This is a genomic window from Aeromonas sp. DNP9, assembly GCF_001728955.1.
In the GTDB taxonomy this organism is placed as follows: domain Bacteria; phylum Pseudomonadota; class Gammaproteobacteria; order Enterobacterales; family Aeromonadaceae; genus Aeromonas; species Aeromonas veronii.
This window is the reverse complement of the sequence record NZ_LYSQ01000028.1, coordinates 1-20,939: the sequence shown is the minus strand read 5'-3', so window position 1 is coordinate 20,939 and position 20,939 is coordinate 1. Positions and strand designations below refer to the sequence as shown.

Genomic DNA, 20,939 nt, shown 5'->3' with positions numbered 1-20,939 from the left:
TGATGTGGCAGCGATCGCGTATGCCATGGCGAGTGAAATTCTCATGCCGCCACCGCCTTAGCCGCAACGGCTTCCGCAGTGGGGAACGGCGAGAGGCTGTAATGCCAAACCTGCTTGCCGTTGATGGTCTTGTTGCTGGAGTGTTTTTCCCAGCCGTGGCAGCAGACTTCGCGCAGGCGGGCACTGATGGCAGCTTGGGTATCGGCTTGTCCGTAGCGGCTCCAACACTCGCGCTCGATGTCACGCAGGGTGCGGGGCTTGCCGTCGCTCATGATGGCGATGACGCGGCCCAACTGGGTCGCAACGGATAGATCTCGGGTATTCGATTTTGCGGTCATGGTCGGGTCCTTTGGTTAATCAGCCGGGTGGTCTAAGTCCGGCATGAAACATGTTACGGCGCGATATACCCCTTGTCACGGGTTTGCAAGGGCCTCGCCTCCAGAGTTATCCACAGCTCCATTTGCAACACCACCTCTCAACACCAGCACTGGCGCGCCTCTCAGCCGTTCGACCTCCTCAGCCACTTGCTCAGGCGTCGTGTCGAGAACCAGCCAGTGCCCTGCCCCGCACTGGCAATCGGTGTGCCCCAGCACGGCGATTTCGTCTGCCACCTCGAGCAGCACTCGCTCCCCGCACCAACCCCGAACGGGCGGATAGATAACCACCCGGCAGAATTTCGCGGCCTTGACCGCGGCGATCACGTCTTGGTTGAACATCACATCACCTCCAACAGTCCGCGATTTGAGTTGAGCAAAGAGGCTCTCTCGGCAACCATCTGCTTGGTAACCCAGTCAGACCTCTCGTAAACACTGGACGCGTCTGCATCTGGCCATGGGCAACCGATATCCATCCAAAATCGCTCTCCATCCCCCTTGCCAACCCAGAACCAACCATCAGGAAGCACAGGTAAGTCCGTGGTTCGGTATTCAGGCCAATCGAGGTGGAACTCCATCACGACGGCGATTTGAATCATTTCGTCTTGGCTCAACATCCCTAAATCCTCCCTGTGATGGTAAAACCGCGCTGGCGGCGTTCGGTGAGTATCCTGTCCAGCTCAACCTGCACCGCCTCGCTCGTCACGTCGCCGTCACGCTGCAGCACGATCACGGTCGCCTCCATCTCGCATGCCCTGATGGAGATCTCCAGCCGCGGCGCCCTGGTTGGTGCGGCCGTGGCTGGCTGCCGGCGCAGTATCTCTGCCCGCACCTCTGCTGGTCTGGGGGCAAACTGGCGCTCCACGTCGGACGCCATGTCCTGCACCACCTCCCGGATCTGGGCCGGGGTGAACCCGCGCAGTACGCCACCCCATGCCAGCGCCACGCCGCGGGCATTGGCATCCAGCTGGTTGGCACTGGCGGGCCAGCTCCCGGCCATCAGTGGCAGTAGCTCCTCAGCGATGAATGCGGCCATGCGGGCGCTCATGGCGGGCGCATCCTGGTTGGCTGGCAGAGCGGTCACGTTAGAGGGGAGTGTCGTCGTCATAGCTGACAGCTCCAGATTCGATGAGACTGCGCGCCTGCTGCTGGGCGGCGGCAATGTTGGACATCGGCTTGCGCTTACCCTCGAAGCCCTCCCACTCGCCGTTCAGGCAGCGCGGGCGATCGATCTGATCCCAGCGCTGGGCGCCAGCCAGGTACCCGGCGAACTTCTGCGGCGCAAACAGGGTCATTGGCCGCAGGTATTCGGCCATTTTCAGGTTTGCGGACCAGTGCTCGCGCTTGAAGTCGATCACCAGTTGCAGATCGGCCACGGAGTAGCCCTCCGCCAGTCTGGCGTTGATGTTCTGCAGGGTGGTTGGCTTGGCCTGATAGCGGCGATTGCATGCGGCGTTGAGGTGGTTCAGCACAGCCAGAGAATCGACTGATGGCTCTGCCGTTTTTTTAGCCGGTTTTGTTTCGTCAGAAACAGAACAAGAGATCTGTTTATTATCTTCAGAGTTTATATTGTTATTAATGATAAGATCTTCGGCATGATACTCCGCACCTAACTCCGCGTCGCTGAGTTGGCGATCACCCTCTAACCCCATATCTGGTGCGCCATCAAACTCCGCGCCATACTCCGCGCTAAAGTGTTGCGAAACTCCGCGCTGATAAGCGTCGAAATTCAGCAGGCTGATGATGGTGTAACCACTCTTGCCCTGCTTGGTCGTCCTGCCGATCGCTCCCTCATCCTCGAAATAGTCCAGCGCCCTGCGAGCCTGATCCTCAGATACGCCACACGCTTTCCCGAGCGAACGAGCAGAGCAAACCAGCTGGCCGCGATGAATGGTTAGGCGGTTGCCATTGAAGGTGACTTCACGGCTCTCATAGGCCGCATCCAGCAGCAAATGCAGCCACACGGACTTCTTGGCTACATCCTTGTACCAGGGGGCATTCAGCATCGACGAGTAAGCGAGGCGGAAGCCATTGCGGGCATTTTCGCTCACGTTGCTACCTCTGCTGATAGGTTTTGAAATGGGGGCGCCTGCCCCCGGGAATTGGATAACAGTGTTCATGCTGCCTCCCCAGCCTTTTGTGGCTGAATGGCGGTGATGCTTGATGGGTCAAAAACAGGATTGTCGCAGAGCCCATAGGCGCTGGAGCAACCAACGTCAGGAGCAAGGCTGGCGAACATATCAAACGTCTTTCCACCTCTGCCGGTCATCGACCAGTCAACCACTCGATGGATGTTCAGCAGCTCCTGAGCCTCTTCATGTGTCATCATCTCGACTGACTGACCACCACCCGCGACACGCGGGCCATAGAAGCTGGAGGCGCCGCGCTTGCTGGCCATGCTCACCAGTCGTTCCCACTCTGCGACGCGCTCGATCTCTTCTGGCCAGCGGTTGGCAATTTCACGCAGCTCGTCTTTCCGACACATGATGCAAGGCATGCAGCCAACACGGCTCAAGCCCTGCTCATAGAGCGGGTTCCATTTCACGCCATGCTTGCGGTGAAACTCGAAAACATCCTGCGCAGTCCAGGTAAGGATCGGGCGGTAGTTGATCAGGCCATCACGCACCTCATCTTTCTCAGGCAATTTTGAGCGCGATGTTGACTCATCAGCGCGCACCCCTTGCCAGCTCCATACCTCCTCGGTTTCATGGTCTTCAAGCAGAGGGAATAGCACCTGCTGTTGCATTGGGTTGCGCTTCAGCTCTTCGGTACAGAATCTGGCCATAGTGCTTGGGAATCGCCCTTTCCACAGACACAAATCCAAGAAAGGGTTCCCGGTCGGTTGAAGAGCGACAAGGGCACGCTCGATGATTTGTTCACTGACGCCTTCGTCTCGCCATTTGGTCAATACCACATCGCGTTTGCGGATAACCTGCGCAGAAAAGTCCGGCTTCACTCGACGAATTACGAGACCAAGCCGCACCTCCAAATAGTCCAAATAGCCATAAACCTCTGGGTGCTCATGGCCGGTATCACAGAAAACGGCTTGCAGGTTCTCGGCGTTCCGCTCGATTGCCAGCAGAAGGGTGGCTGTAGAGTCTTTGCCGCCAGATACAGAAACGATGTTGTGGTTCACGACACCACCTCCAGCTCGGTGTATTCACACCCCGGGCATTCAAATGAGCGGTCATCGGTACCGGTGTGCAGCTCGCTGCCACACATTGGGCAGTGATCCAGAGCGGCACAAAGGGGGTGGCCCAGCGGGGCCGTTGGGTTCATGGTCATGTTGAGGTCCTGATTAAGCCCGGTGGTGAGGCGGGCCTGATTTGTAAGGGTTATGCGCTTGGCTGCTTCTCGGCGCGTTCGATCTTGCGGGCCATCAGCTCCCGGGAGAGTTGAACGGCTGTCTTGTCGGTACCGGCAGCGTGCGCAGTCGGGATCAGCGAGGTGTCCAGCTCGAGCGACAACTCATGGATAACGGATTTCAGAATAATATTGTCCCGTTCGCTGACGTGCTGGGCTGCGGGGCGTGGCGGTCTGGCGTTGATAGTCATTGCAGTTATCTCCCTAAAACGAAATTGATGAGATCTTTGAGCTTTTGCACCGGCTTCTTGGGGCGCTCCTCGTCATAGATGGCCTCATCTTGCGCCGAGAAGGTCAGCAGGCCGCGCTCTGGCAAGCCATCCCCTTTCAGGATCTCCTCGACAGTGACGGGCGGATAGCCCTGCTCGATAAGGCTTCGATTGGCCCGTTTGACGGCTCTCGCCAGTATCTGGGGCTCATGCTTTGATATGGAATTGAGCAGCATCAGCAGCGAGGTGCGGGCAAATGCGGTTTCAGTCATGCCGACTTCGGCGCCGACTTCCTGCCACACGGAGCGGTGGCCGACAGTGCCGCGCACCCGCAGGGGGGAAACGGCGTCCATTTTTTCGTGATCAGACAGGGCTGGTCGTCCCATTTGGTTGGTCCTCTGGTGGTTTAGATAATCACCTGACTTTTCAGGAGATTGGATCTCAATGCTGCGCATAGGTATAGGGGGTCTCCTGCAACGCAGGAACCTGACAATTCAGCTCTTTCTCGGCCTGGTATTTGCCCCACTCACCCGCGATCCACTGCACACCTTTCGGGGTAAACACGGTCTTGGCAAATGCGTAGTTATTTCGTTCAGCAGTTCCCGTTTTCACCTCAAAGCGACCGGCGTTAAGATGCTGGGCGTATGCCATCCACTGACCACTGAGTTGGTACATGTACCGTTTGGCACACAGGAAGGCGCGAAACTCATGCTCTTTTGCCTTGAGCAGCTTGGCTACCTCACGGAAGCCAAGGGATCCGCCACAGTAGGCGTAGTTGTCGAAGAAGTGACTCTTGTGGGCATTGGCCGCAATGGTCTGTTGAGCGGCTGCCAGCTCTTGGCTTTTACGGTCGATCACCGACTGCGCCACCATCAGCGCCTTGGCCATGATCAGCTCCGGCGCGTCCTGCTCCTGACCGGCAATGTAGCCGCCATGCTTGCGGATGCTGGGCAACACTTCGAAGGTGACCCAGCGCTTGAACAGCTTGGCCTCCGGCTTGCGGCTACGCAGGATTGCAGAGTAGAGGCCGGATTCGTTGATCACGGTCATCTCTTGGTCTCCACTGGGGGTACGCACAATCTGCGTACCCCTCTCATCTTCATCAATCCAGCGAGTCATATCGCTCGCCATGCGGTATTCCAATACTTGGGCAATATCAGCCGCCACGAACCACGGCTCTCCCTGCTGGTCGGTAATGATGCGAATGTTGTGCCCTTCAAAGGCCTTGCTAATCAAATTGGTCATGGTCTTGGGTCCTGTTGGTGGTTCAACTGCTGGTTAGGCAGCTTGGTCTTGGGTCTTGCTGAGGGAGTAATCCTCCAGCCCCAGTCGCAGCTCGCCATTGCTGGCAATAACAAAGCTGACGGCATGCTGGGCAGGGACAATGCCCCCGTTCAGCTTCTTCCACTTGGTGAAATTGGATTGGCTCGTGCCGATGGCGTTGCACGCCTTGGCAGCATTGCCAAAAAACTTGGTGACATCTTCGATACGCATAGTTGGTCCTCGTCTTGGTGGTTCCCACACAATTTATTTCTAAACGGAAATTTTTGCAACTCAATCCGCTCCCATTGGAAATTTCCTCCTTGGTAGACTTGGTTTACAAAATGCAATAGGTGAAACGATGAAAAACTTTGCGGAACGATTGCAGGCAAGGATGAAAGAGTTACATGTGAGCGCCGCCGAACTGAGCCGCAAAACAGGCATATCCCCACCCGTGATTAGTCGATTACTCTCTGAACCTGGTCGCGAAGTCAGAGCCAGCAGTCTCATGTCAATTGCCAAGCAATTGAAGGTTGATCCGGTCTGGTTGTTTCTTGGGCGCTCGGCCGACAGTTTGATCCATGACATCGAAGCTGGCCCCGGAATGGTGCCGGTGTGGACCATTCCGGGATTGCAGACCGACCCAGTTATAGATGCTTGGCCCCACGCAGATACAGGCCGCAAGCTGGCTACAGAGAGAGACGGCCACCTGATAGCCGTGGTTGCTGACAATGATCAGCTGGCTGATGCAGGCATTACCCACGGAGCCCTGTGCTTAGTTGATCTCAATGATGACAAGCCAGAGCACAACAAGATTATGCTGGCTAAGGTGGACGACAAGTTTATGTTTCTACGCGCGATCCAGGGCCTGTCAGACTGGCGCTATGGTGTGGATGACCCTCGCGCAGGATCTCTCACTGATAAACAGCTGCTCCCCATAGGCAAAGTTATCGAAATCCGCCTCCCCTCTTAAGTCGCTCTCTGCCGCATATTGATAGCCCGCCACTCGGCGGGCTTTTTGTCGCTTTAAAAAAAATCAGAAATTTCTTTTCAGAACGCCATTGATCTTTCATTTCTATTTGGCAATAATCATCCCATACCGAAACAGCAACACCTGATGCAAATCGGAAAGTCGCTCAAGGAAAAGACCATGAAAACGATAGGGCTGAGAATTCAAGAAAGGCTGGAGGAGAAGGGGATAACGGCCGCAGATCTTGCCCGGAAAACTGGCTTATCAAAGCCAACGCTGAGCGCCATCATTCACGGCAACACCAGCGACCCAAGAATTAGCAGTGTATATGCCATAGCAAAAGCGCTTAATTGCGACCCGCATTGGCTTTATATCGGCAGTGTTGATGGTGCAGCAAAGTGTGCGCAACCAGAGCAGAAACAGCGCAAGACACCGCCGCGACTTAATCGCAGCAAGTTTTACCCGCGCACATTTTTTAACTGAATTCAGTACCACCCGGCAATCAGGACCCAGCCCCTAACCAGGGCAGAAGTGAAAAGCGCCTGACCAGCGCGTAAGAACGACAAAGCCCGCACAGGGCGGGCTTTGAAGGACCAGGGTACCACCCCCAGTCAGAGACGGCCGGGGGACCAACCCCGGCAATCAGGACCCCAACCAGTTGACCCGGTGGGTATTAGCGAGGACCAACTCGCCAACAGGAGTAAATGTACCATGACCAAGAGCATTTTTTCCAGAGCCGCGCATCGCGCAGACCAGATCCTCTTCGCCATCGCCGACAATCTCAATGGCAACGCCGCCCGCCGCCGCGCCATCCGTCAGCGCCTTCATGTGGCAATGCTGGCCTCAGAGCAGCACCGCATTGTGGCAGCCCGCGCCGCCCAGCGCCGCACCACAGGCTTCACCAAGCACAGCGCCCTCCTCCACTGGCGCGCCGAGTTTCACCGTAACGCAGTCTAGCGATCTACCAGCAATAAGGGTCTGGCGCTTCCCTCATAGCGCCGTAGCCAAAGCCTCTTTTTTAAGCACCGCAAGGATGCTTTGGCTTCGCTCACGCCAAATTCGGCTGAGCTCGCTCTTTAACAGTCAGGAACCGGCTCACAACCACGAATCCCGATGCCGGTAGGGATGCGCCGATAACCCGTCAATTCGGAAAGCGGTGCGTGAATGTGAACGATTTATCACTCGACTATTGCGACCTCAACACAACAGGGAGTGCGAACGATGTGACCGACAGCCGTTAGAAGCGGCCAATCCCAATAACCCGCCCGCTGGCAACAGCGGGTATCCCAAGGCGGCTCCGGTGGAGCTGGCAACAACATAGCGTCGAAGCTGTGGCCGCCTTCGGATAACCAAGAGGACCCAGACCATGAAAAATCTGACCGAAGCCCAGGTGATGGGCTTTCGCGGCTCCATGCCGCCCCGCACTGAACACCGCTACAGCGTGAGCGTTGAACCCGGCGCAGCAGAGCGCCGAAGCGCCCACGAACGCACCGCCACCCGCCGAGCCATCGAGGAGTACCACGAGAAGCGCGCCCTGCGGCATGAATTGGAGTTATAGCCATGACCAGAGAATCCGCTCTGCTGGCTCTGCTCGAAAGCCGCGAAGCCGAGGCAAACGCCAAAGCCGAGTGGATCGCCGAGTGGGTAGCCACCAACCGACCACTGCTGATGGCAGGCATGCTGAGCACCGACCAGGCAACCCTGCTTGGTGAGCTCAATCCAGACCAGCACCGCCAGTACAACCAAGCCATCTGGCTGCTAATGAACGACGGCGACCACTCCCATCTGGTGCAGTTTATCCAGCAGGTGGTGGATGCCGGCCTTTCCGACCTTGCTCATGACGCATGGAGCAACCATCTCGCCGACTTGCAAACCGCCATGAGCGAGGAGCAATGGCAACAGTACCAGCACAGGAGCGCAGCATGAAACAGCATAACAATGAACCGTGGAGCGCTGTTGAAGTCACCAAGGATGAAGCTCAGCTGATTAAGATCCGTGCATCAAATGGAGCGAACATTGCTCGCCTCTGGATTGATGTTGATAACAAGCACTTCAGTGACGAACAGCGTGAAAATGCCCGCCGCATCGTTGCTTGCGTGAATGCGTGCCGCGGCCTGCCGACCGATGAACTGGAGCAGAAAGGGCTGGTTGCTGCCGTCGGCACTCAGCTGTTGGATCTCGATGAGAGCCTGACGCAAGCCAGAGCCCACGCATCAACCTATAAAGCCCGCGCCGTCAAAGAGTCCAGCAGAGCCCACGAACTCGAGCAACAGCACGACGAACTGCTGGCGGCGCTGGAAAAACTTTCCGGTGACGTAGAGGCTCTGATGAAAGAGAGCGGTGGCGTCTATGGCCTGCACCAAAATGGCGAACCTGCGCCATGGGGTGAGCTTGTTGCGGGTGGGCGACATGAAACTTGGTTGCTCAGCCTGAGCGATGCTGCGGAGCTTATCGCCAAGCTCAAGGCTGGTGCCGCATGAACGCCGCCGTCGATACCAGCCTGGCCCTGCTCCAAGGGCTGGTGCTGGGCCTCTCCAACGAGGATTACCACACCGGCCCCGGGATCAGCAAATCCCAGCTCGACGACATCGCCGAGAGCCCGGCCACCTACATCTGGCGCAAGAGCGCGCCGGTCGATGAGGAGAAGCTCAAAGCGCTGGACATGGGTACCGCCCTCCACTGTCTGCTGCTGGAGCCGGAAGAGTTCAAGGATCGCTTCATCATTGCGCCTGAGTTCAACCGCCGCACCAACGCTGGCAAGGAGGAAGAGAAGGAGTTTCTGGCCAACTGCGCCGAGCTTGGAAAGACAGTTCTCTCGTTCGAGGATGACCGCAAGCTGCAGCTGATGCGCGAAAGCGTGTTCGCCCACCCTGACGCCCGCTGGCTGCTGGAACAGGACGGCATCTGCGAGGGGTCGCTCTACTGGACTGACCGCGAGACCGAAGAGCTCTGCCGCTGCCGCCCAGACAGGATGCTAACCGGCCACCCCATTCTGGCCGACGTGAAGAAGGTGGACGACATGAGTCGCTTACAGCGCCACGTCGAGGAGTTCCGCTACCACGTTCAGGACGCCATGTACTCCGATGGCTATCGGGAGATCTACGGCGAGATCCCGGACTTCATCTTTATCGCGGTCAGCTCATCCATTGAGTGCGGCCGCTACCCGGTGCGGGTTCGCCCGCTGGAGCAGGAGTGGAAAGAGGCTGGCAAAGACCTCTACCGCCGCGACCTGCGCAAATTCCACGAGTGCCGAGTTAACAACGACTGGCACGACCTGATACCACTTACCCGCCCGGCATGGGCAAGGAGAGCAGCGTGAACAATACCCAGATTGCCGAGTACGGCAGCCAGCAAACAGCAGTAGCCCCGCAGGGGATGGGGCAAAACCTCACCCTCGACGTGGCCAGCATGAACTCCATGGTGAGCCTCGCCAACATCATGGCCACCGGCAAGGCAACCATCCCGCAGGAATACCGCAACAGCCCGGGCGACTGCCTGGCGGTGGTGATGCAGGCTGTGCAGTGGGGCATGAACCCGTTTGCTGTAGCCCAAAAGACCCACTTCGTCTCAGGCAAGATTGGCTACGAGGCGCAGCTGGTCAACGCAGTTATCACCGCCCTCGCCCCCACCAAAGACCGGCTCCACTTCGAATGGTTCGGGGATTGGAGCAAGGTGATCGGCAAATTCGAAATCAAGAAGGGGGACAAAGGCGAATACCGCGCCCCTGGCTGGGGGCTGAAAGATGAAGAGGGCCTTGGCATCAAGGTCTGGGCCACCATCAAGGGTGAGGATGAGCCGCGGACGCTGGAGCTGTACTTGGCTCAGGCGCGCACCCGCAACTCCACGCTCTGGGCTGATGACCCTCGCCAGCAGCTGGCCTATCTGGCCACCAAGCGCTGGGCGCGCCTCTACTGCCCGGATGTGATCATGGGTGTCTACACGCCGGACGAGTTCGAAGGTGAGCGGGTCGAGCGCGATGTAACGCCGCCATCGTCTGGCAATCGCACTCTCGACGCCATGCGTACACAGCGACCGGTAATTGAAGCTGAGCCGCAGCAACATGCTGAACCGCACATCGAAACGGTCGAGCAAGTTGACCACGCCAGCGCCTACGCTGACCACAGCGCCGCCATCGAGGGCGCATCCTCCGGAGAGGAGTGGCAAAGAGCCTACACCACAGCGTGGGAGTGGGCCAACGGCACCGGGGACCCGCAGATAGTCAAAGGCATCAAGCAGATCGCTGGCGAGCGCAAGCGCCAACTCGACCAGCAGCAAGCGTAACAAACCACATCAACCCATCCAGCCCGCCAACCAGCGGGCTTTTTACGGGATTGACATAAATGCGCCAACTTAGTCATACTGACCACGCAACGGAAAAATCCGTTGCCGGGATTGGCGTCCTGAACCTACAAGAGCGCATCGACACGCGCCAGCGTGTTTTTTTATGCGCGGCCCAGTAGTACCTGTCAGTTATGGCGGGCTGGGTGGGGGCCCTTCGGGGCGCCGGGACTCTTGTAGCCGGTACGCCAACCTCATTCAGTTCGCCACCAGATGATTGGCGTCATAGGTGGCGATTCACTTCTACAAGAGGAATCGAGCTATGAATACCCAACTCACCATTGCTAATCACTCCATCACCATCACAGCCGATGGTATGTACAACCTCAACGACCTGCACAAAGCCGCCATTGCTCAAGGTAAGGCCACTGCATCGCACAAGCCCAGCGAGTTCAAACGCTTCAATGGCGCCTATATTGCGGCGGTAGAAGCCAAAGCGGGATTTCCCGCTTTGAAAACGGTAAGGGGTGGCAACAAGCCCGGAGTGTGGGCGGTTGAGTTGGTAGCCATGAAATATGCAGGCTGGATTGAACCCGCTTTTGAAGTTGATGTTTACGCCGCAGCTCAAGCAGCCCGCCGCAGCGAAAGTGAGGCGCTGCACCGCCAGCTTGCTGAGCTGACTGATAACGACATCCCCTTTCCACCGGTTGCCAGCGAACTGCACAAATGCAGCGGCCAGCAGCTGGCCAAGGCCCTCTGCCACAAGCTGGGCACCACCCGTTACATGCTCAGCATCGAGCCAGACAGTGGCAGCATGAGCGGCCGCCACGGCGGTGACTGCCTCACCCTCTGGCCGGTTGCCGACTGTGCCCACGTCATTGACCCAACCGACCCGCGCGACATGCAGCGCATGCTCGACCTGATGAGCAATGACGACCTGACCGACCTGATGAAGCTGACCCTGGCTTCCGTCACTCGGCGCACCAAATCGCTGATGCAGCCACGCTAATCAGCGCCAGTTTCAACCAACAACCCCAGCCATCGCGCTGGGGTTTTTGTTTTAACCACCCAAGGACCCCGACCATGACCACCGAACTGAACCCCAGCGAGGCAACCAGCCTTGCCCTGAACACCCTCACCAGCCAGATCCGCAACATCCTGCTGATGCCTGACGGCCCAGCCAAGGCCGCTATCGGCGGATTCGAAACCCTGCTCACCGCCAACCTGACCATGATCAGCGAGGCCGCCAACGCCCATATCGACGAGTTCAACGGGCTCATCGGCGAGTTGGAAGCCCGGGATGGCGAGCTGAACGACCAGATCGCACTGGTGAACCAGTTGCGCCAGCAGGTAGCCGAAGCCGAGCAGCGCATCGCTGACGCTCAAGAAGAGGCCAGCGCCAAAGCAGAGCAGGCTGAAAATGCCGTCTACGCCGCAAACCGCAAGGCTGACGGAGCTCAGGCAGATCTCAACGCTGCCAACGTCCAGATCCGCGAGCTGGAACGCACCATCAAAGCCTATAAGGCGATGGATCCGGAAGGCTTGAAGCGCAAGGTGGCAGAGCAGCGCAAGAAGTTGGAGGAGCGTCTGAGCGCCATCAACGCCAGCAAGAACGAGATAAGCGGGTACCGCCGCGACAACACCAGGCTTTCCCGCAGCGTGACCGAGCTGACTGCCATCATCAACCAGCAGCAGGCCGATCTGGATGAGCGCCAGCAGGTCATCAACGATATGGCCCGGTTCAAGGAGATCAGCCTGTTGTGGGGCAAGCACCTGCGCAATCACTACCCTGACGGCAATGGCATCCGATGGAATGTCTACCTGGTAGAGGGTGGCATCCAGTCTGACAAGAGCTACCTGCTGAACGATCTTGATTGGAGGCTCCACGCCATGCGCTCAGACGCCACCGGTTGCACCGTGATGCTGAGCGAGTGGATGAGCCCAATCTTCCCGAGCGTCATCGCCCGAGACATCCCGATGGAGGCGATCCGCGACATCCACGCCTTCATGCTCGATGCGTTGGCTATCACCCACCCTCACCTGCAGCCCCGCGCCGAGTGGGCGCAGACAGTCCACATCAGCGAGATTGGCCTCAACGCCAAGGTGCAGGGGCTGCTGGAAGATGCCGGCATCACCGACCTGTGGAAGCTGATGGTTAACCAGAGCGACAAGCTGCTGGCAATCAAGGGCATTGGCGCCAAGCTGGCCGATCAGATCATCAGCGCCGGCCAAGCTGCGGTTCGCCAGTGGGAGAAAGATCAGTTCGCAGCCAGCCAGCAACCGGAACAGCACAAGGAGGCGGCATGATCACCCTGCAAGCTAAAAATGATTTCCTGCGTGAAACCTCTGAGCACACCATGAAGGTGCGTCGCGATGACGGCCTTTACCGTCACCTTGAGTTTTCCAATCGCGGCAGCTCGGTATACCGCTTCGACCTGATCACTTGGCCGGGATATCTCACCATCTGTGGGGATATGGGCACCTGGACATTCAGCCGCACCGCCGACATGTTCGAGTTCTTCGGTGGCAACTTCGAGAAGAGCGTTAATCCGCGGTACTGGGGCGAAAAACTCCAGATGGGAGCTTCTGGCCGCCGCGATGAAATCTGCATGGAGTTTGACGAGGAATCGTTCAAGTCAGGTCTGCGCGAGTGGTTTGCCGAGTATCATGAAGATGAAGGCTGCGACAAAGACTACACCAGCACCATCAACGAAATCTGCGAAGAGAGCTACAGCCACGAGTTTCAGGCCTGCCAAGCCATCCACGACTCAGACCTGCCAAGCCAATATGAGCTTATGGAGGGGCTGACGATGAAGCGATACAGCCACCACTACCTGTGGATCCTGCACGCTATCGTCTGGGGGATTCAGCAGTACAACGCCAGCAAGGAGGCCACCAATGGCTGACTACCGCGGCTCCACCACTCCAGAAGCCACCCGCGACATGACACAGACCCCGGCATTTCTCTTCCGGGCGCTGGATCTGGAGTTCAACTTTGTCCTCGATGCCGCCGCCCTGCCGGAAACAGCACTCTGCCAGAAGTATCTGACGCCTGATATCGACGCCCTGAGCGTGGACTGGGGCGACTTTATCAGCCCTTCGGTGCGCTCGCCGTGGGCTTGGCTCAACCCGCCATACTCCGATATCGGGCCATGGGTGGAAAAGGCCATCGAGCAGCAGGGCCGCGGCATCGGCACCGTAATGCTGGTACCGCAGGACACCAGCACCGAATGGTATCCCGGTGAGCGTGCCAGCGAGGTGCGGCACATCACCGGCTACCACGATGAGCACGGCAAGTGGCGCAACGGCCGGGTGAGCTTCATCAACAAGGCAACCGGCGAAGAGATGAAGGGCAACCCCAAGGGATCCATGCTCCTCATCTTCGCCCCCAACTGGCGCGGCGAGTGCCGGATCCGCGATGTCAGCAAGCTCACCCTGCTGCTTGCCGGAGCAGAGCCCGTCAGCGCTGCAGCCTGATACCCCCAAACCATCCACCGCCAGCCACACAGAAACGGTGGATAAGTCGAGGAATCCCATGAAAGACACGGAACACCCCTACTGCGGCGCGGTAGTCATCGGGTTGGGCGTCGTCATGCCCCACCCCAAGCTGCGCGGCAAGTTTGTACTGCCAGGCGGGACCATCTGCAACCGGTCACAAGCCGAAGCAGCCGCCAAGAAACTCCACGATCTGCAGGCGAAAGCCCGCAACTAACCGACCAAAAGGACCCCTGACCATGAATCACTCCGTACTCAAATCTGCCAGTGTCTACAGCGCCAAGCTCCCCGCCATCAACGCCATGCGCGAACACCTGGCCGAGCTTGCCTTCACCCCGCTCACTGAAAACCAGCTCAGCTGCGCCGGGTTCGAGAACAATCAGGTGACCGGCGAGCTGGTTACCAACCTCCCCGGCGTCGGATTCGCATTCGTCGTGCGCCAAGACACCAAACTCATCCCGGCCAAGATCGTCAACCGCAAGCTCAAAGAGCGCGTTGACGAGCTGCTTGCCTCCGGCTTGTGCGAGAAGATCACTCGCAAACAGAAGCAGGCCATGAAGGACCAGCTGATTGTCGAGATGGCCGCCACCGCTGAGTATGAAACCACGCTCATTCACGCCCTGTACGACCAGAAAAACGAGCTGCTGTACCTCAATACCACCACCAAGCGCCCGCTCAATGTGGTTATGCACCTGCTGGTGAAGTGCATGGGCTCCCTCAAAACCAAGACCATCCACATCGACAACATCAAGATGGGAATCAGCAACCGCCTGAAAGACTACCTGACCGATAGCGCAGAGCGTCCGGAAGCGCTCGGCCCCTTCTCTCCGCTCCAGTTCGTCAAGCTCAAGTCTGCCGACACCGCGCAAGAGATGGTGACCTTCAAGGGTATGGATCTCAACGGCGATCGCGCCTCTGACGTGGTTTCACTGCTGGAGGCTGGCTATCAGGTGGAGGAGCTGGAGCTGTGGCACGAGCCCATCAGCTTCAAGCTGAACAGCGATTTCAGCCTGCGCGCCATCACCATGCCGGATTATGACTCCGACGATGATGCCGACGATTACGCCCACCACTGGCGCCAGTGCAACGCCACCAACCTCATCCTGCTGTCAAAGGCCATCACCGACCTCTGCACCATGATGGACTACCAGGCACCGGCAGAGGAGAAGGCAGCATGAGCAAATACCGCAAAGGGGCGCTCTACATTCGCCGGATGAAGGAAAGCGATGACACGGAAAGTTTCAGAACTGCCTTTCGCCTCGCGTTCTACAGCATGCAAATCAAGTCAGGAAAGCTGAAGAAGGCTTATGTGCTGGTACGGCACGGCGATTCCAGCGTGATGGATGTCGGCAGAAGCCGGGTAGACATAATGAACACGATGATTTTTGGTGGTGCCAAGGGGCTAAGTAAGCGGCAGGCCATGCGCAAATGGGGGAAAAAATTGTGATCGAACACACCAAGGGCCTTCTGGCCCTTTTTCGTAACGGCCAGTCGGTCGGCTCAGTCGATGGATACGGCGTCTGTGAGCTCTGGCCCCGAACTGATGAAGGCTTTCCCAACTGCGAAGGAAAGGAAAACGGCCGCCGCATCGTCGCCTGCTGGAACCTGCTGGACGGCTACGCCACCGGGGATCTGGAGGGCGTGACGCTGGCCGAGTTTGTGGCCAGCCACGCCGAGCTGGCAGAGAAGGCCATTATCGCCGCCTACGCCAGCCTCTTCGTCGAGCGCGGCGCCACAAACTATCTGGAAGTAAAAGGGGCTCGGCCTGAGCTTGGCCCCTTCACCATCACCCTGCAGCGCACCGAAGGGCTCACGCCAGTTGAGAAGCTGGAAGCCATGACCAAGCAGCGGGATGTGCTGCTCGAGGCACTGGAGAGTTCTTTGGCCGCCATGGAACACATGGGTAATGCCCTCAATGCGATGGACGCGGTAACTGAAGAGGATGAGATGCATTACGCGGCATTTGAACAAGCCCGCGCTGCTATCGCTATCGCGAAAGGAGAGCAATCATGAAGCGGCATGAGAACAGGGAATATTCAGATCGCATCAGGGCTAGTAACCCAGCTACATCGGAGTCAATGGCCAGAAGAAAACCTGTGCATGGCGTTGGCGTTAATGACGCCGACTACAACGTATACCCAACAAGAATAAACGGGAAAAGACCTGCTTGCTGTCCCGCATACCAGTCATGGGTGGCCATGCTAAATAGGGTTGCATCAGCGAAGTACCATAAGCGCTGGCCAACCTATTCATCAGTATCAATATGTGAAGATTGGCTGAGATTTTCTTCATTCCGTGAGTGGTGGGCTGAGCATCAGGTTGATGGGTGGGAGCTAGACAAGGACATAATCAGTCCGAATGCACGCATCTACTCTCCAGACAACTGTATATACATACCTGGGTGGCTAAACAGCTTCACCCTAGGTAGTGATGCTGCTCGTGGAAGGTACCCAATCGGGGTTTCACTGCATAAACACAGCGGATTATACCGGTCTGAGTGTTGCCATCCTTTTGGCAAAAAGGAATATCTTGGCTGCTTCTCATCTCCAGAGTCGGCTTATTCAGCTTGGATTGCTCGCAAGACGGAAATAGCCAACGAACTTAAAGCCAAAATCGATGCGATTGATCCAAGGCTGCATGCTGGGGTTTTGATGATTATAAATGGGCGCAGCCATGAGATATCGTGAACCGATCATCCAGCCCGGCCTGACCAGGGAAGAAGCCGACGACGCCCGGGAGCGATACCTCAAGATCAACCCCGGCGCCAAAGTCACCATCGACAGCCAGCCAGATAACCCCCAGCTCAAGACCCTGATAGCCCACCTCCCCGTCCTGCCGTTCCGGCGCGTCATGGAGCCTGGCTTTATCGGGTACAGGGGGTGGCGAGCATGACCAGAGCTCCGGCTATCTCTGGACTTTCTTTTAACCGCGAGGATAAACCCATGAAAGACCGCAAAGGACAAGACTGTACCTCTGTTGAAGGCGAGCACTCAGTTGCCTGTCTCTACGAATGCGCGCTCGCACGGCTTGGCCTGACCGATACGCCGGAAATGCGCGTGATCTTCTGGGATGCCAAGGATGCACTGGTGCGGGATGAAGGAACCGATTCCTATGTGACACCACCTCCACTCAGTGCGCCGACTCACGACTCCGACAGCTCAGCCAACAACCGCGGTGTGCCGGAGATGCTGGGGACGTGCGACTACTCGCCGTCTGAGACTGTCGTGGGAATAATCCCAAGCGGCACTGTTGTGAAGATAAACGGGATCCCGGTATCGGTTGAAGTTGATACGCCCGTTCGAACCCACAAGAACAACGTCGCGCTTATGAAAAGCAGCCAGGTCATGACCGGCGCTGGCTCTGATAGCCAAGTGCCAGCCTAATGGCCGCCTTGTTCAACTAAAGCCCCGGCAAGCTCGGGGCGTTTCAATGAGGACCAACCGTGAATATTGACTTGGAAAAACTGCTGGAGCTGGCTGGCAAAGCAACTCCAGCGACATGGAGCACGGACGGGCACACCTGCGTTAACGGTGATCATGGCCTGCTAGCTGATACCTGCTTTGCGCACGATGCGGCATTCATCGCCGCCGCCAACCCAGCCACTGTCACCGAGCTGGTGAATATGGTGAAGGGCTCAACCATGGCCTGCATCGCCGACATTCAGGCCGAACCTGAGTTCCCCGGCGACGCGCCGCCCGAACTGATGAAGTACATCCGCCAGTGCATCGAGACGAATGATGAGCAGCACCTGCTCCACATGATGCGCATGGCAGTGGCCATCACCAAGAAAGGCATTCAGGAGCGCATCGCCGCCCGCACGGGGATCGCCATTGAAGGCATCTTTGGCCGGGTGGTGCGCGACCAGTGCAGCTGCGGTGAGCCAATCAGCGTAGAGCTGGACTGCCCGAGACGCACCATCCGCACCGACAAGAAGCGCCCGTTCTATCCAGATGAGGGGCTGCAGGAGGGGCTGGATCCGCAGAATTACAGCGAGCACGGCACCAGCGTGTTCCGCTGCCGCAAGTGCGGCGAGCCGGTTGATGAGACTGTGCCGGCTGCAAAGTATGGGGTGACTGCGTGACCAAACAAAAGGCGGCCGGGATCGCAATCCTGGCCATTAACATTCTGGCCGTCATCGTGGCGGCCGACCTGTTTGTGAAGGGTGGCTGATGGCTGACAACAAGGAATTTGCCGAGCAGATCGCCGCCGCTATGGCGGAGCTCGGTACCGAGGAGGCTCTTGGCTGCATGAGTCGGGTGATGTGCTGGGTCGCGGCAGACCACGGCCAGCCCATCCAGTTCGAGTGCGATCTCGGGGTGGTGACAATCGAACCGAAGCAGCAGGTTATGGATAGTTAACTGGAGGGGTAATGATCCACTATCATGGAGGGCCAATAACTCCTGATACATGCGCAATAAAGGCATGGAAAGGGCGTCACGCATTTATCAGTTACGCTAACCATGGCCAGTTGGCTCTGGCCTCCGAAATAACACAGTCGTTTGCACTAGATAATGGCGCGTTCACATTCTGGAAAACTGGCCGACCAATAGATTGGGCTGGTTACTATGAGTTTGTTGAGAAGTGGCGCCATCACCCGCGCTTTGATTTCGCCATCATCCCGGATGTTATTGATGGCGGAGAAAAGGGTAATGATGAGTTGCTGGCCGCGTGGCCACATGGAAAGGTTGTTGGTGTCCCGGTATGGCACATGAACGAAAGTGACGACAGATTTATCAGGCTGTGCAGACATTATCCACGAGTAGCTATTGGGAGCTGCGGCGAGTACGACATCAAGTACCCAAAGAAATGCGTTCAGCGCCTCAAGGATGTGATCCGTCATGTTGTTGATGCAAACGGGTATCCAATGGCAAAGCTTCATATGCTTCGCGGCCTTAACCAGGCGGTATTTAAGCATCTTCCTTTTTCAAGCGCAGACAGCACCAATGTGGCGCGGAATATCGGCCTAGATAGCGCATGGAAAGGGACGTATCAACCACAGAGTAAAGAGACCAGAGCTGCGATCCTTGTGGAGAGAATCGAGGCTGTGAACTCAGCATCTAGGCTGGTATATGACCCTGAATTTGACCGAGTGTCCATCCAACTTGCCATGGAAATTTAAACGGACAAATAGCGGCCCTTCCTTCAACCCAATTGGCGCCCCATCCTCAAGGACAGGAGGGCCACGCCATGCAACAGCTACAACTCATCGACCAGAGCAGCCAACTGCTGGACGATCTGGTTAATACCGTACTCTCCCCAACCCTGTCCCAATCGGCCAAGCTCGCCGAGATCGGCCGCATCCTGGCGCACTTCGACCTGCCTATCGAAGCGCCGCGGGTAACCGGCCAGCTCTGGAGCGCAACCGATCTGGGCAAGGAACTGGGGGTGAGCGCCCAAGCCATCGGCAGGCTGGCCAACCAGCACAACCTTAAGCGCCCCGCGTTCGGGGAGTATCGTCTTGACCAGGCGAGCAGTAGCAGAAAACAGGTGGAGTGTTTTCTCTACAACCGAGCGGGGCGTGATGAAATCACCAGACTAACGAGGACCAATCACCATGGGAATAGCAGCAGATCCGGCCGTAAGCCATATTCCGGGCCAGCTCATCATAATGAGAATGCCTGACGCCATCCCGCTCAGCACCTACCTGAGCACCATCGAGATCACCGATCGGGATACCATCAACAAGCGGATCCAGCGCGGCATCTGGCAGTTGGGGGTTCATATCGTCAACGTTGACGGGGTGAAAGAGCGCTGGGTTAACATCGCAGAGGTGACTAAGTGGGCAATGAAAAACAGCTCCCACGCGGCGTGAGCCTGCGCGGTGAAACCATCAACATCACCTTTACCTTCAAGGGGGTTCGCTGTCGTGAGCCCCTGTCAAACCTGCCCAACACCACAGCAAACGTGCGCTATGCCTCCCGCCTGCTCGGCGAGATCCAGGGCAAGATAGAGCGCGGCCAGTTCGCCTACGCAGACTACTTCCCAAAATCCAAAAAGCTGCGCATGTTCGGCGGTGCGTCGATCGCCGCCCAGGTGTCTGACTATCTGGATGAGTACCTGCACCGCTGCGAAAGCCGCGGACTGAGCCCGTCCACTATGGTCGGGTACCGCAAATGCCACAAGGCGCTTGCCGATCTGCATGGGATCACGGTGTCAGAGCTGACCCCAGCACAGGTAAAGAACTGGCTGGTAAGAAGCAGCACCACCGCCAAGACGGCCCGCAACCGGCTGTCGTTCCTGCGCAGTGCCATTGACGAGGCGGTAACTGATGGACTGTTGCCATCAAACCCGGTGTCGCTGGTCACCGTATCCAGATATTTGGACGTGGATTCAGCTCCTGAACAGGGAGCCAAATCTGTGGACCCGTTCAGCCCGGATGAAGTGTCAGCCATCATATCGACCGCTCACGGCATCAATGAGCAGTGGGCAAACCTGTTCGCGTTTGCGTTCGCCACCGGCATGCGCCCGTCCGAGATCTGCGCCCTGCGCTGGGGGTCAATCGACTGGATTGGTAACACCATCCAGGTGTCAGCCGCCAAAGTGGTCGGGGTAATCAAGACCACCAAGACCAGGGCCGGGACGCGAACCATTGAGCTGACGAGTGATGCGCTGGCGGCGCTGACCAGCCAGAAGCGCTTTACCTTTATGCGCGGCGAGTACGTGTTTGAAGATCCGAAGCTCAACGAGCCATGGTCTGGGGCTGAGTCCATCAGAAAGAAAGCCTGGCTCTACACCCTCCGGCGATCCGGTGTTCGCTATCGCCACCTCTACCAGACCCGCCACACCTTCGCCACGGCCAACATCAGCCGCGGCTGCAACCTGTTTTGGCTCGCCACGCAGATGGGACACAAGGGGCCGGAGATGCTATTTCGACACTACGGATCCTACCTCGCCGAGTACGACGGCCAGACAGCAAAAGCGCCAATCCTGATCCAAAATCCAACCGGAAAATAAAAAAGCCTTATAGTTCAATTGGTAAAGCTGCACAGT

General features: G+C 57.6%; 36 protein-coding genes. 25 read left to right on the top strand and 11 right to left on the bottom strand.

Annotated elements, in window-relative coordinates; translation table 11 throughout:
- Window positions 1–41 precede the first annotated feature (41 nt).
- From A9G06_RS18000 to A9G06_RS17955, 11 genes are all read right to left on the bottom strand, one after another.
- On the bottom strand, window positions 42–338 hold the full coding sequence (locus tag A9G06_RS18000) for a hypothetical protein (RefSeq protein WP_069556107.1): 297 nt from the start codon (window positions 336–338) through the stop codon (window positions 42–44).
- A gap of 75 nt (window positions 339–413) precedes the next feature.
- Window positions 414–716, bottom strand: coding sequence for a hypothetical protein (locus A9G06_RS17995; protein WP_069556106.1), 303 nt, complete (start codon window positions 714–716; stop codon window positions 414–416).
- A complete protein-coding gene (locus tag A9G06_RS17990) occupies window positions 716–991 on the bottom strand; it encodes a hypothetical protein (RefSeq protein ID WP_069556105.1) in 276 nt (91 codons plus the stop codon). Before A9G06_RS17990 ends, A9G06_RS17995 begins: the two co-directional genes overlap by 1 nt.
- A 2-nt stretch (window positions 992–993) precedes the next feature.
- Complete coding sequence (locus tag A9G06_RS17985; RefSeq protein WP_253182351.1) at window positions 994–1,482, bottom strand: hypothetical protein; 489 nt, start codon at window positions 1,480–1,482, stop codon at window positions 994–996.
- Window positions 1,460–2,494: a conserved phage C-terminal domain-containing protein gene (locus tag A9G06_RS17980; protein ID WP_069556104.1), complete on the bottom strand. Its 1,035-nt coding sequence runs from the start codon at window positions 2,492–2,494 to the stop codon at window positions 1,460–1,462. Before A9G06_RS17980 ends, A9G06_RS17985 begins: the two co-directional genes overlap by 23 nt.
- A complete protein-coding gene (locus A9G06_RS17975) occupies window positions 2,491–3,510 on the bottom strand; it encodes a phosphoadenosine phosphosulfate reductase family protein (protein ID WP_069556103.1) in 1,020 nt (339 codons plus the stop codon). Before A9G06_RS17975 ends, A9G06_RS17980 begins: the two co-directional genes overlap by 4 nt.
- The gene (locus A9G06_RS22310) at window positions 3,507–3,659 is read right to left on the bottom strand and encodes a hypothetical protein (protein ID WP_171903404.1); all 153 of its coding nucleotides are present in this window, start codon (window positions 3,657–3,659) and stop codon (window positions 3,507–3,509) included. The genes A9G06_RS17975 and A9G06_RS22310 overlap by 4 nt, the downstream gene beginning before the upstream one ends.
- Before the next feature lie 50 nt (window positions 3,660–3,709).
- Window positions 3,710–3,928, bottom strand: a complete 219-nt coding sequence (locus A9G06_RS17970; RefSeq protein ID WP_069556102.1) for a hypothetical protein — start codon at window positions 3,926–3,928, stop codon at window positions 3,710–3,712.
- A 5-nt stretch (window positions 3,929–3,933) separates the two neighbouring features.
- Complete coding sequence (locus tag A9G06_RS17965) at window positions 3,934–4,401, bottom strand: hypothetical protein (protein WP_253182350.1); 468 nt, start codon at window positions 4,399–4,401, stop codon at window positions 3,934–3,936.
- Window positions 4,388–5,191: a BRO family protein gene (locus A9G06_RS22090; RefSeq protein ID WP_069556100.1), complete on the bottom strand. Its 804-nt coding sequence runs from the start codon at window positions 5,189–5,191 to the stop codon at window positions 4,388–4,390. The genes A9G06_RS17965 and A9G06_RS22090 overlap by 14 nt, the downstream gene beginning before the upstream one ends.
- 33 nt (window positions 5,192–5,224) lie before the next feature.
- A complete protein-coding gene (locus A9G06_RS17955; RefSeq protein WP_069556099.1) occupies window positions 5,225–5,440 on the bottom strand; it encodes a hypothetical protein in 216 nt (71 codons plus the stop codon).
- Between the two features lie 127 nt (window positions 5,441–5,567).
- On the opposite strand from A9G06_RS17955, the gene A9G06_RS17950 reads away from it, so the two are divergent.
- From A9G06_RS17950 to A9G06_RS17840, 25 genes are all read left to right on the top strand, one after another.
- Complete coding sequence (locus tag A9G06_RS17950) at window positions 5,568–6,179, top strand: helix-turn-helix transcriptional regulator (RefSeq protein ID WP_083243827.1); 612 nt, start codon at window positions 5,568–5,570, stop codon at window positions 6,177–6,179.
- Between the two features lie 144 nt (window positions 6,180–6,323).
- On the top strand, window positions 6,324–6,659 hold the full coding sequence (locus A9G06_RS17945) for a helix-turn-helix transcriptional regulator (RefSeq protein WP_069556098.1): 336 nt from the start codon (window positions 6,324–6,326) through the stop codon (window positions 6,657–6,659).
- A gap of 228 nt (window positions 6,660–6,887) precedes the next feature.
- Window positions 6,888–7,133 (top strand): hypothetical protein, encoded by a 246-nt coding sequence (locus tag A9G06_RS17940; RefSeq protein ID WP_069556097.1) that lies wholly within the window; start codon window positions 6,888–6,890, stop codon window positions 7,131–7,133.
- Window positions 7,134–7,542: 409 nt separating this feature from the next.
- The gene (locus A9G06_RS17935) at window positions 7,543–7,734 is read left to right on the top strand and encodes a PA3496 family putative envelope integrity protein (RefSeq protein WP_069556096.1); all 192 of its coding nucleotides are present in this window, start codon (window positions 7,543–7,545) and stop codon (window positions 7,732–7,734) included.
- 2 nt (window positions 7,735–7,736) lie between these two features.
- Window positions 7,737–8,102 carry a hypothetical protein gene (locus A9G06_RS17930; protein WP_069556095.1) on the top strand — a complete coding sequence of 122 codons (366 nt, stop codon included), beginning with the start codon at window positions 7,737–7,739 and terminating at the stop codon, window positions 8,100–8,102.
- Complete coding sequence (locus A9G06_RS17925; RefSeq protein WP_069556094.1) at window positions 8,099–8,656, top strand: hypothetical protein; 558 nt, start codon at window positions 8,099–8,101, stop codon at window positions 8,654–8,656. The genes A9G06_RS17930 and A9G06_RS17925 overlap by 4 nt, the downstream gene beginning before the upstream one ends.
- Window positions 8,653–9,495 (top strand): PD-(D/E)XK nuclease-like domain-containing protein, encoded by an 843-nt coding sequence (locus A9G06_RS17920; protein ID WP_069556093.1) that lies wholly within the window; start codon window positions 8,653–8,655, stop codon window positions 9,493–9,495. Before A9G06_RS17925 ends, A9G06_RS17920 begins: the two co-directional genes overlap by 4 nt.
- Before the next feature lie 56 nt (window positions 9,496–9,551).
- On the top strand, window positions 9,552–10,457 hold the full coding sequence (locus tag A9G06_RS22500) for a RecT family recombinase (protein ID WP_139126287.1): 906 nt from the start codon (window positions 9,552–9,554) through the stop codon (window positions 10,455–10,457).
- 319 nt (window positions 10,458–10,776) lie between these two features.
- A complete protein-coding gene (locus A9G06_RS17910) occupies window positions 10,777–11,463 on the top strand; it encodes a KilA-N domain-containing protein (RefSeq protein ID WP_069556092.1) in 687 nt (228 codons plus the stop codon).
- Window positions 11,464–11,537: 74 nt separating this feature from the next.
- The gene (locus A9G06_RS17905; RefSeq protein WP_069556091.1) at window positions 11,538–12,761 is read left to right on the top strand and encodes a hypothetical protein; all 1,224 of its coding nucleotides are present in this window, start codon (window positions 11,538–11,540) and stop codon (window positions 12,759–12,761) included.
- A complete protein-coding gene (locus tag A9G06_RS17900) occupies window positions 12,758–13,360 on the top strand; it encodes a hypothetical protein (protein ID WP_069556090.1) in 603 nt (200 codons plus the stop codon). Before A9G06_RS17905 ends, A9G06_RS17900 begins: the two co-directional genes overlap by 4 nt.
- Window positions 13,353–13,931 (top strand): phage N-6-adenine-methyltransferase, encoded by a 579-nt coding sequence (locus A9G06_RS17895; protein WP_069556089.1) that lies wholly within the window; start codon window positions 13,353–13,355, stop codon window positions 13,929–13,931. Before A9G06_RS17900 ends, A9G06_RS17895 begins: the two co-directional genes overlap by 8 nt.
- 58 nt (window positions 13,932–13,989) lie before the next feature.
- Window positions 13,990–14,166, top strand: coding sequence for a hypothetical protein (locus A9G06_RS22305; protein WP_171903403.1), 177 nt, complete (start codon window positions 13,990–13,992; stop codon window positions 14,164–14,166).
- 22 nt (window positions 14,167–14,188) lie between these two features.
- Entirely contained in the window at window positions 14,189–15,127 is a 939-nt protein-coding gene (gene rdgC, locus A9G06_RS17890) for a recombination-associated protein RdgC (RefSeq protein ID WP_069556088.1), read from the top strand.
- Window positions 15,124–15,396: a hypothetical protein gene (locus A9G06_RS17885; protein ID WP_069556087.1), complete on the top strand. Its 273-nt coding sequence runs from the start codon at window positions 15,124–15,126 to the stop codon at window positions 15,394–15,396. The genes rdgC and A9G06_RS17885 overlap by 4 nt, the downstream gene beginning before the upstream one ends.
- On the top strand, window positions 15,393–15,962 hold the full coding sequence (locus tag A9G06_RS17880) for a hypothetical protein (RefSeq protein ID WP_069556086.1): 570 nt from the start codon (window positions 15,393–15,395) through the stop codon (window positions 15,960–15,962). Before A9G06_RS17885 ends, A9G06_RS17880 begins: the two co-directional genes overlap by 4 nt.
- Window positions 15,959–16,636 carry a hypothetical protein gene (locus A9G06_RS21670; protein WP_216093223.1) on the top strand — a complete coding sequence of 226 codons (678 nt, stop codon included), beginning with the start codon at window positions 15,959–15,961 and terminating at the stop codon, window positions 16,634–16,636. The genes A9G06_RS17880 and A9G06_RS21670 overlap by 4 nt, the downstream gene beginning before the upstream one ends.
- Complete coding sequence (locus A9G06_RS17875; RefSeq protein WP_253182349.1) at window positions 16,623–16,841, top strand: hypothetical protein; 219 nt, start codon at window positions 16,623–16,625, stop codon at window positions 16,839–16,841. Before A9G06_RS21670 ends, A9G06_RS17875 begins: the two co-directional genes overlap by 14 nt.
- Before the next feature lie 50 nt (window positions 16,842–16,891).
- Window positions 16,892–17,332, top strand: coding sequence for a hypothetical protein (locus A9G06_RS17870; RefSeq protein ID WP_139126285.1), 441 nt, complete (start codon window positions 16,892–16,894; stop codon window positions 17,330–17,332).
- A gap of 59 nt (window positions 17,333–17,391) precedes the next feature.
- A complete protein-coding gene (locus A9G06_RS17865) occupies window positions 17,392–18,030 on the top strand; it encodes a hypothetical protein (RefSeq protein WP_069556083.1) in 639 nt (212 codons plus the stop codon).
- 88 nt (window positions 18,031–18,118) lie between these two features.
- Window positions 18,119–18,307 carry a hypothetical protein gene (locus A9G06_RS17860; RefSeq protein ID WP_041979943.1) on the top strand — a complete coding sequence of 63 codons (189 nt, stop codon included), beginning with the start codon at window positions 18,119–18,121 and terminating at the stop codon, window positions 18,305–18,307.
- 11 nt (window positions 18,308–18,318) lie between these two features.
- Complete coding sequence (locus A9G06_RS17855) at window positions 18,319–19,068, top strand: hypothetical protein (protein WP_041979941.1); 750 nt, start codon at window positions 18,319–18,321, stop codon at window positions 19,066–19,068.
- 68 nt (window positions 19,069–19,136) lie between these two features.
- Window positions 19,137–19,571, top strand: a complete 435-nt coding sequence (locus A9G06_RS17850; RefSeq protein ID WP_042880876.1) for a hypothetical protein — start codon at window positions 19,137–19,139, stop codon at window positions 19,569–19,571.
- Window positions 19,564–19,761, top strand: coding sequence for a hypothetical protein (locus A9G06_RS17845; protein ID WP_017411491.1), 198 nt, complete (start codon window positions 19,564–19,566; stop codon window positions 19,759–19,761). Before A9G06_RS17850 ends, A9G06_RS17845 begins: the two co-directional genes overlap by 8 nt.
- Window positions 19,728–20,903: a site-specific integrase gene (locus A9G06_RS17840; protein WP_069556082.1), complete on the top strand. Its 1,176-nt coding sequence runs from the start codon at window positions 19,728–19,730 to the stop codon at window positions 20,901–20,903. The genes A9G06_RS17845 and A9G06_RS17840 overlap by 34 nt, the downstream gene beginning before the upstream one ends.
- Window positions 20,904–20,939: the final 36 nt, after the last annotated feature.

Excerpts from the sequence above, each read along its gene's own strand:
- A9G06_RS18000 (WP_069556107.1), bottom strand. The coding sequence starts at position 338 with ATGACCGCAAAATCGAATACCCGAGATCTATCCGTTGCGACCCAGTTG.
- A9G06_RS17995 (WP_069556106.1), bottom strand. The coding sequence starts at position 716 with ATGTTCAACCAAGACGTGATCGCCGCGGTCAAGGCCGCGAAATTCTGC.
- A9G06_RS17990 (WP_069556105.1), bottom strand. The coding sequence starts at position 991 with ATGTTGAGCCAAGACGAAATGATTCAAATCGCCGTCGTGATGGAGTTC.
- A9G06_RS17985 (WP_253182351.1), bottom strand. The coding sequence starts at position 1,482 with ATGACGACGACACTCCCCTCTAACGTGACCGCTCTGCCAGCCAACCAG.
- A9G06_RS17980 (WP_069556104.1), bottom strand. The coding sequence starts at position 2,494 with ATGAACACTGTTATCCAATTCCCGGGGGCAGGCGCCCCCATTTCAAAA.
- A9G06_RS22310 (WP_171903404.1), bottom strand. The coding sequence starts at position 3,659 with ATGACCATGAACCCAACGGCCCCGCTGGGCCACCCCCTTTGTGCCGCT.
- A9G06_RS17970 (WP_069556102.1), bottom strand. The coding sequence starts at position 3,928 with ATGACTATCAACGCCAGACCGCCACGCCCCGCAGCCCAGCACGTCAGC.
- A9G06_RS17965 (WP_253182350.1), bottom strand. The coding sequence starts at position 4,401 with ATGCGCAGCATTGAGATCCAATCTCCTGAAAAGTCAGGTGATTATCTA.
- A9G06_RS22090 (WP_069556100.1), bottom strand. The coding sequence starts at position 5,191 with ATGACCAATTTGATTAGCAAGGCCTTTGAAGGGCACAACATTCGCATC.
- A9G06_RS17955 (WP_069556099.1), bottom strand. The coding sequence starts at position 5,440 with ATGCGTATCGAAGATGTCACCAAGTTTTTTGGCAATGCTGCCAAGGCG.
- A9G06_RS17950 (WP_083243827.1), top strand. The coding sequence starts at position 5,568 with ATGAAAAACTTTGCGGAACGATTGCAGGCAAGGATGAAAGAGTTACAT.
- A9G06_RS17945 (WP_069556098.1), top strand. The coding sequence starts at position 6,324 with ATGCAAATCGGAAAGTCGCTCAAGGAAAAGACCATGAAAACGATAGGG.
- A9G06_RS17940 (WP_069556097.1), top strand. The coding sequence starts at position 6,888 with ATGACCAAGAGCATTTTTTCCAGAGCCGCGCATCGCGCAGACCAGATC.
- A9G06_RS17935 (WP_069556096.1), top strand. The coding sequence starts at position 7,543 with ATGAAAAATCTGACCGAAGCCCAGGTGATGGGCTTTCGCGGCTCCATG.
- A9G06_RS17930 (WP_069556095.1), top strand. The coding sequence starts at position 7,737 with ATGACCAGAGAATCCGCTCTGCTGGCTCTGCTCGAAAGCCGCGAAGCC.
- A9G06_RS17925 (WP_069556094.1), top strand. The coding sequence starts at position 8,099 with ATGAAACAGCATAACAATGAACCGTGGAGCGCTGTTGAAGTCACCAAG.
- A9G06_RS17920 (WP_069556093.1), top strand. The coding sequence starts at position 8,653 with ATGAACGCCGCCGTCGATACCAGCCTGGCCCTGCTCCAAGGGCTGGTG.
- A9G06_RS22500 (WP_139126287.1), top strand. The coding sequence starts at position 9,552 with ATGGGGCAAAACCTCACCCTCGACGTGGCCAGCATGAACTCCATGGTG.
- A9G06_RS17910 (WP_069556092.1), top strand. The coding sequence starts at position 10,777 with ATGAATACCCAACTCACCATTGCTAATCACTCCATCACCATCACAGCC.
- A9G06_RS17905 (WP_069556091.1), top strand. The coding sequence starts at position 11,538 with ATGACCACCGAACTGAACCCCAGCGAGGCAACCAGCCTTGCCCTGAAC.
- A9G06_RS17900 (WP_069556090.1), top strand. The coding sequence starts at position 12,758 with ATGATCACCCTGCAAGCTAAAAATGATTTCCTGCGTGAAACCTCTGAG.
- A9G06_RS17895 (WP_069556089.1), top strand. The coding sequence starts at position 13,353 with ATGGCTGACTACCGCGGCTCCACCACTCCAGAAGCCACCCGCGACATG.
- A9G06_RS22305 (WP_171903403.1), top strand. The coding sequence starts at position 13,990 with ATGAAAGACACGGAACACCCCTACTGCGGCGCGGTAGTCATCGGGTTG.
- rdgC (WP_069556088.1), top strand. The coding sequence starts at position 14,189 with ATGAATCACTCCGTACTCAAATCTGCCAGTGTCTACAGCGCCAAGCTC.
- A9G06_RS17885 (WP_069556087.1), top strand. The coding sequence starts at position 15,124 with ATGAGCAAATACCGCAAAGGGGCGCTCTACATTCGCCGGATGAAGGAA.
- A9G06_RS21670 (WP_216093223.1), top strand. The coding sequence starts at position 15,959 with ATGAAGCGGCATGAGAACAGGGAATATTCAGATCGCATCAGGGCTAGT.
- A9G06_RS17875 (WP_253182349.1), top strand. The coding sequence starts at position 16,623 with ATGAGATATCGTGAACCGATCATCCAGCCCGGCCTGACCAGGGAAGAA.
- A9G06_RS17870 (WP_139126285.1), top strand. The coding sequence starts at position 16,892 with ATGAAAGACCGCAAAGGACAAGACTGTACCTCTGTTGAAGGCGAGCAC.
- A9G06_RS17860 (WP_041979943.1), top strand. The coding sequence starts at position 18,119 with ATGGCTGACAACAAGGAATTTGCCGAGCAGATCGCCGCCGCTATGGCG.
- A9G06_RS17855 (WP_041979941.1), top strand. The coding sequence starts at position 18,319 with ATGATCCACTATCATGGAGGGCCAATAACTCCTGATACATGCGCAATA.
- A9G06_RS17850 (WP_042880876.1), top strand. The coding sequence starts at position 19,137 with ATGCAACAGCTACAACTCATCGACCAGAGCAGCCAACTGCTGGACGAT.
- A9G06_RS17845 (WP_017411491.1), top strand. The coding sequence starts at position 19,564 with ATGCCTGACGCCATCCCGCTCAGCACCTACCTGAGCACCATCGAGATC.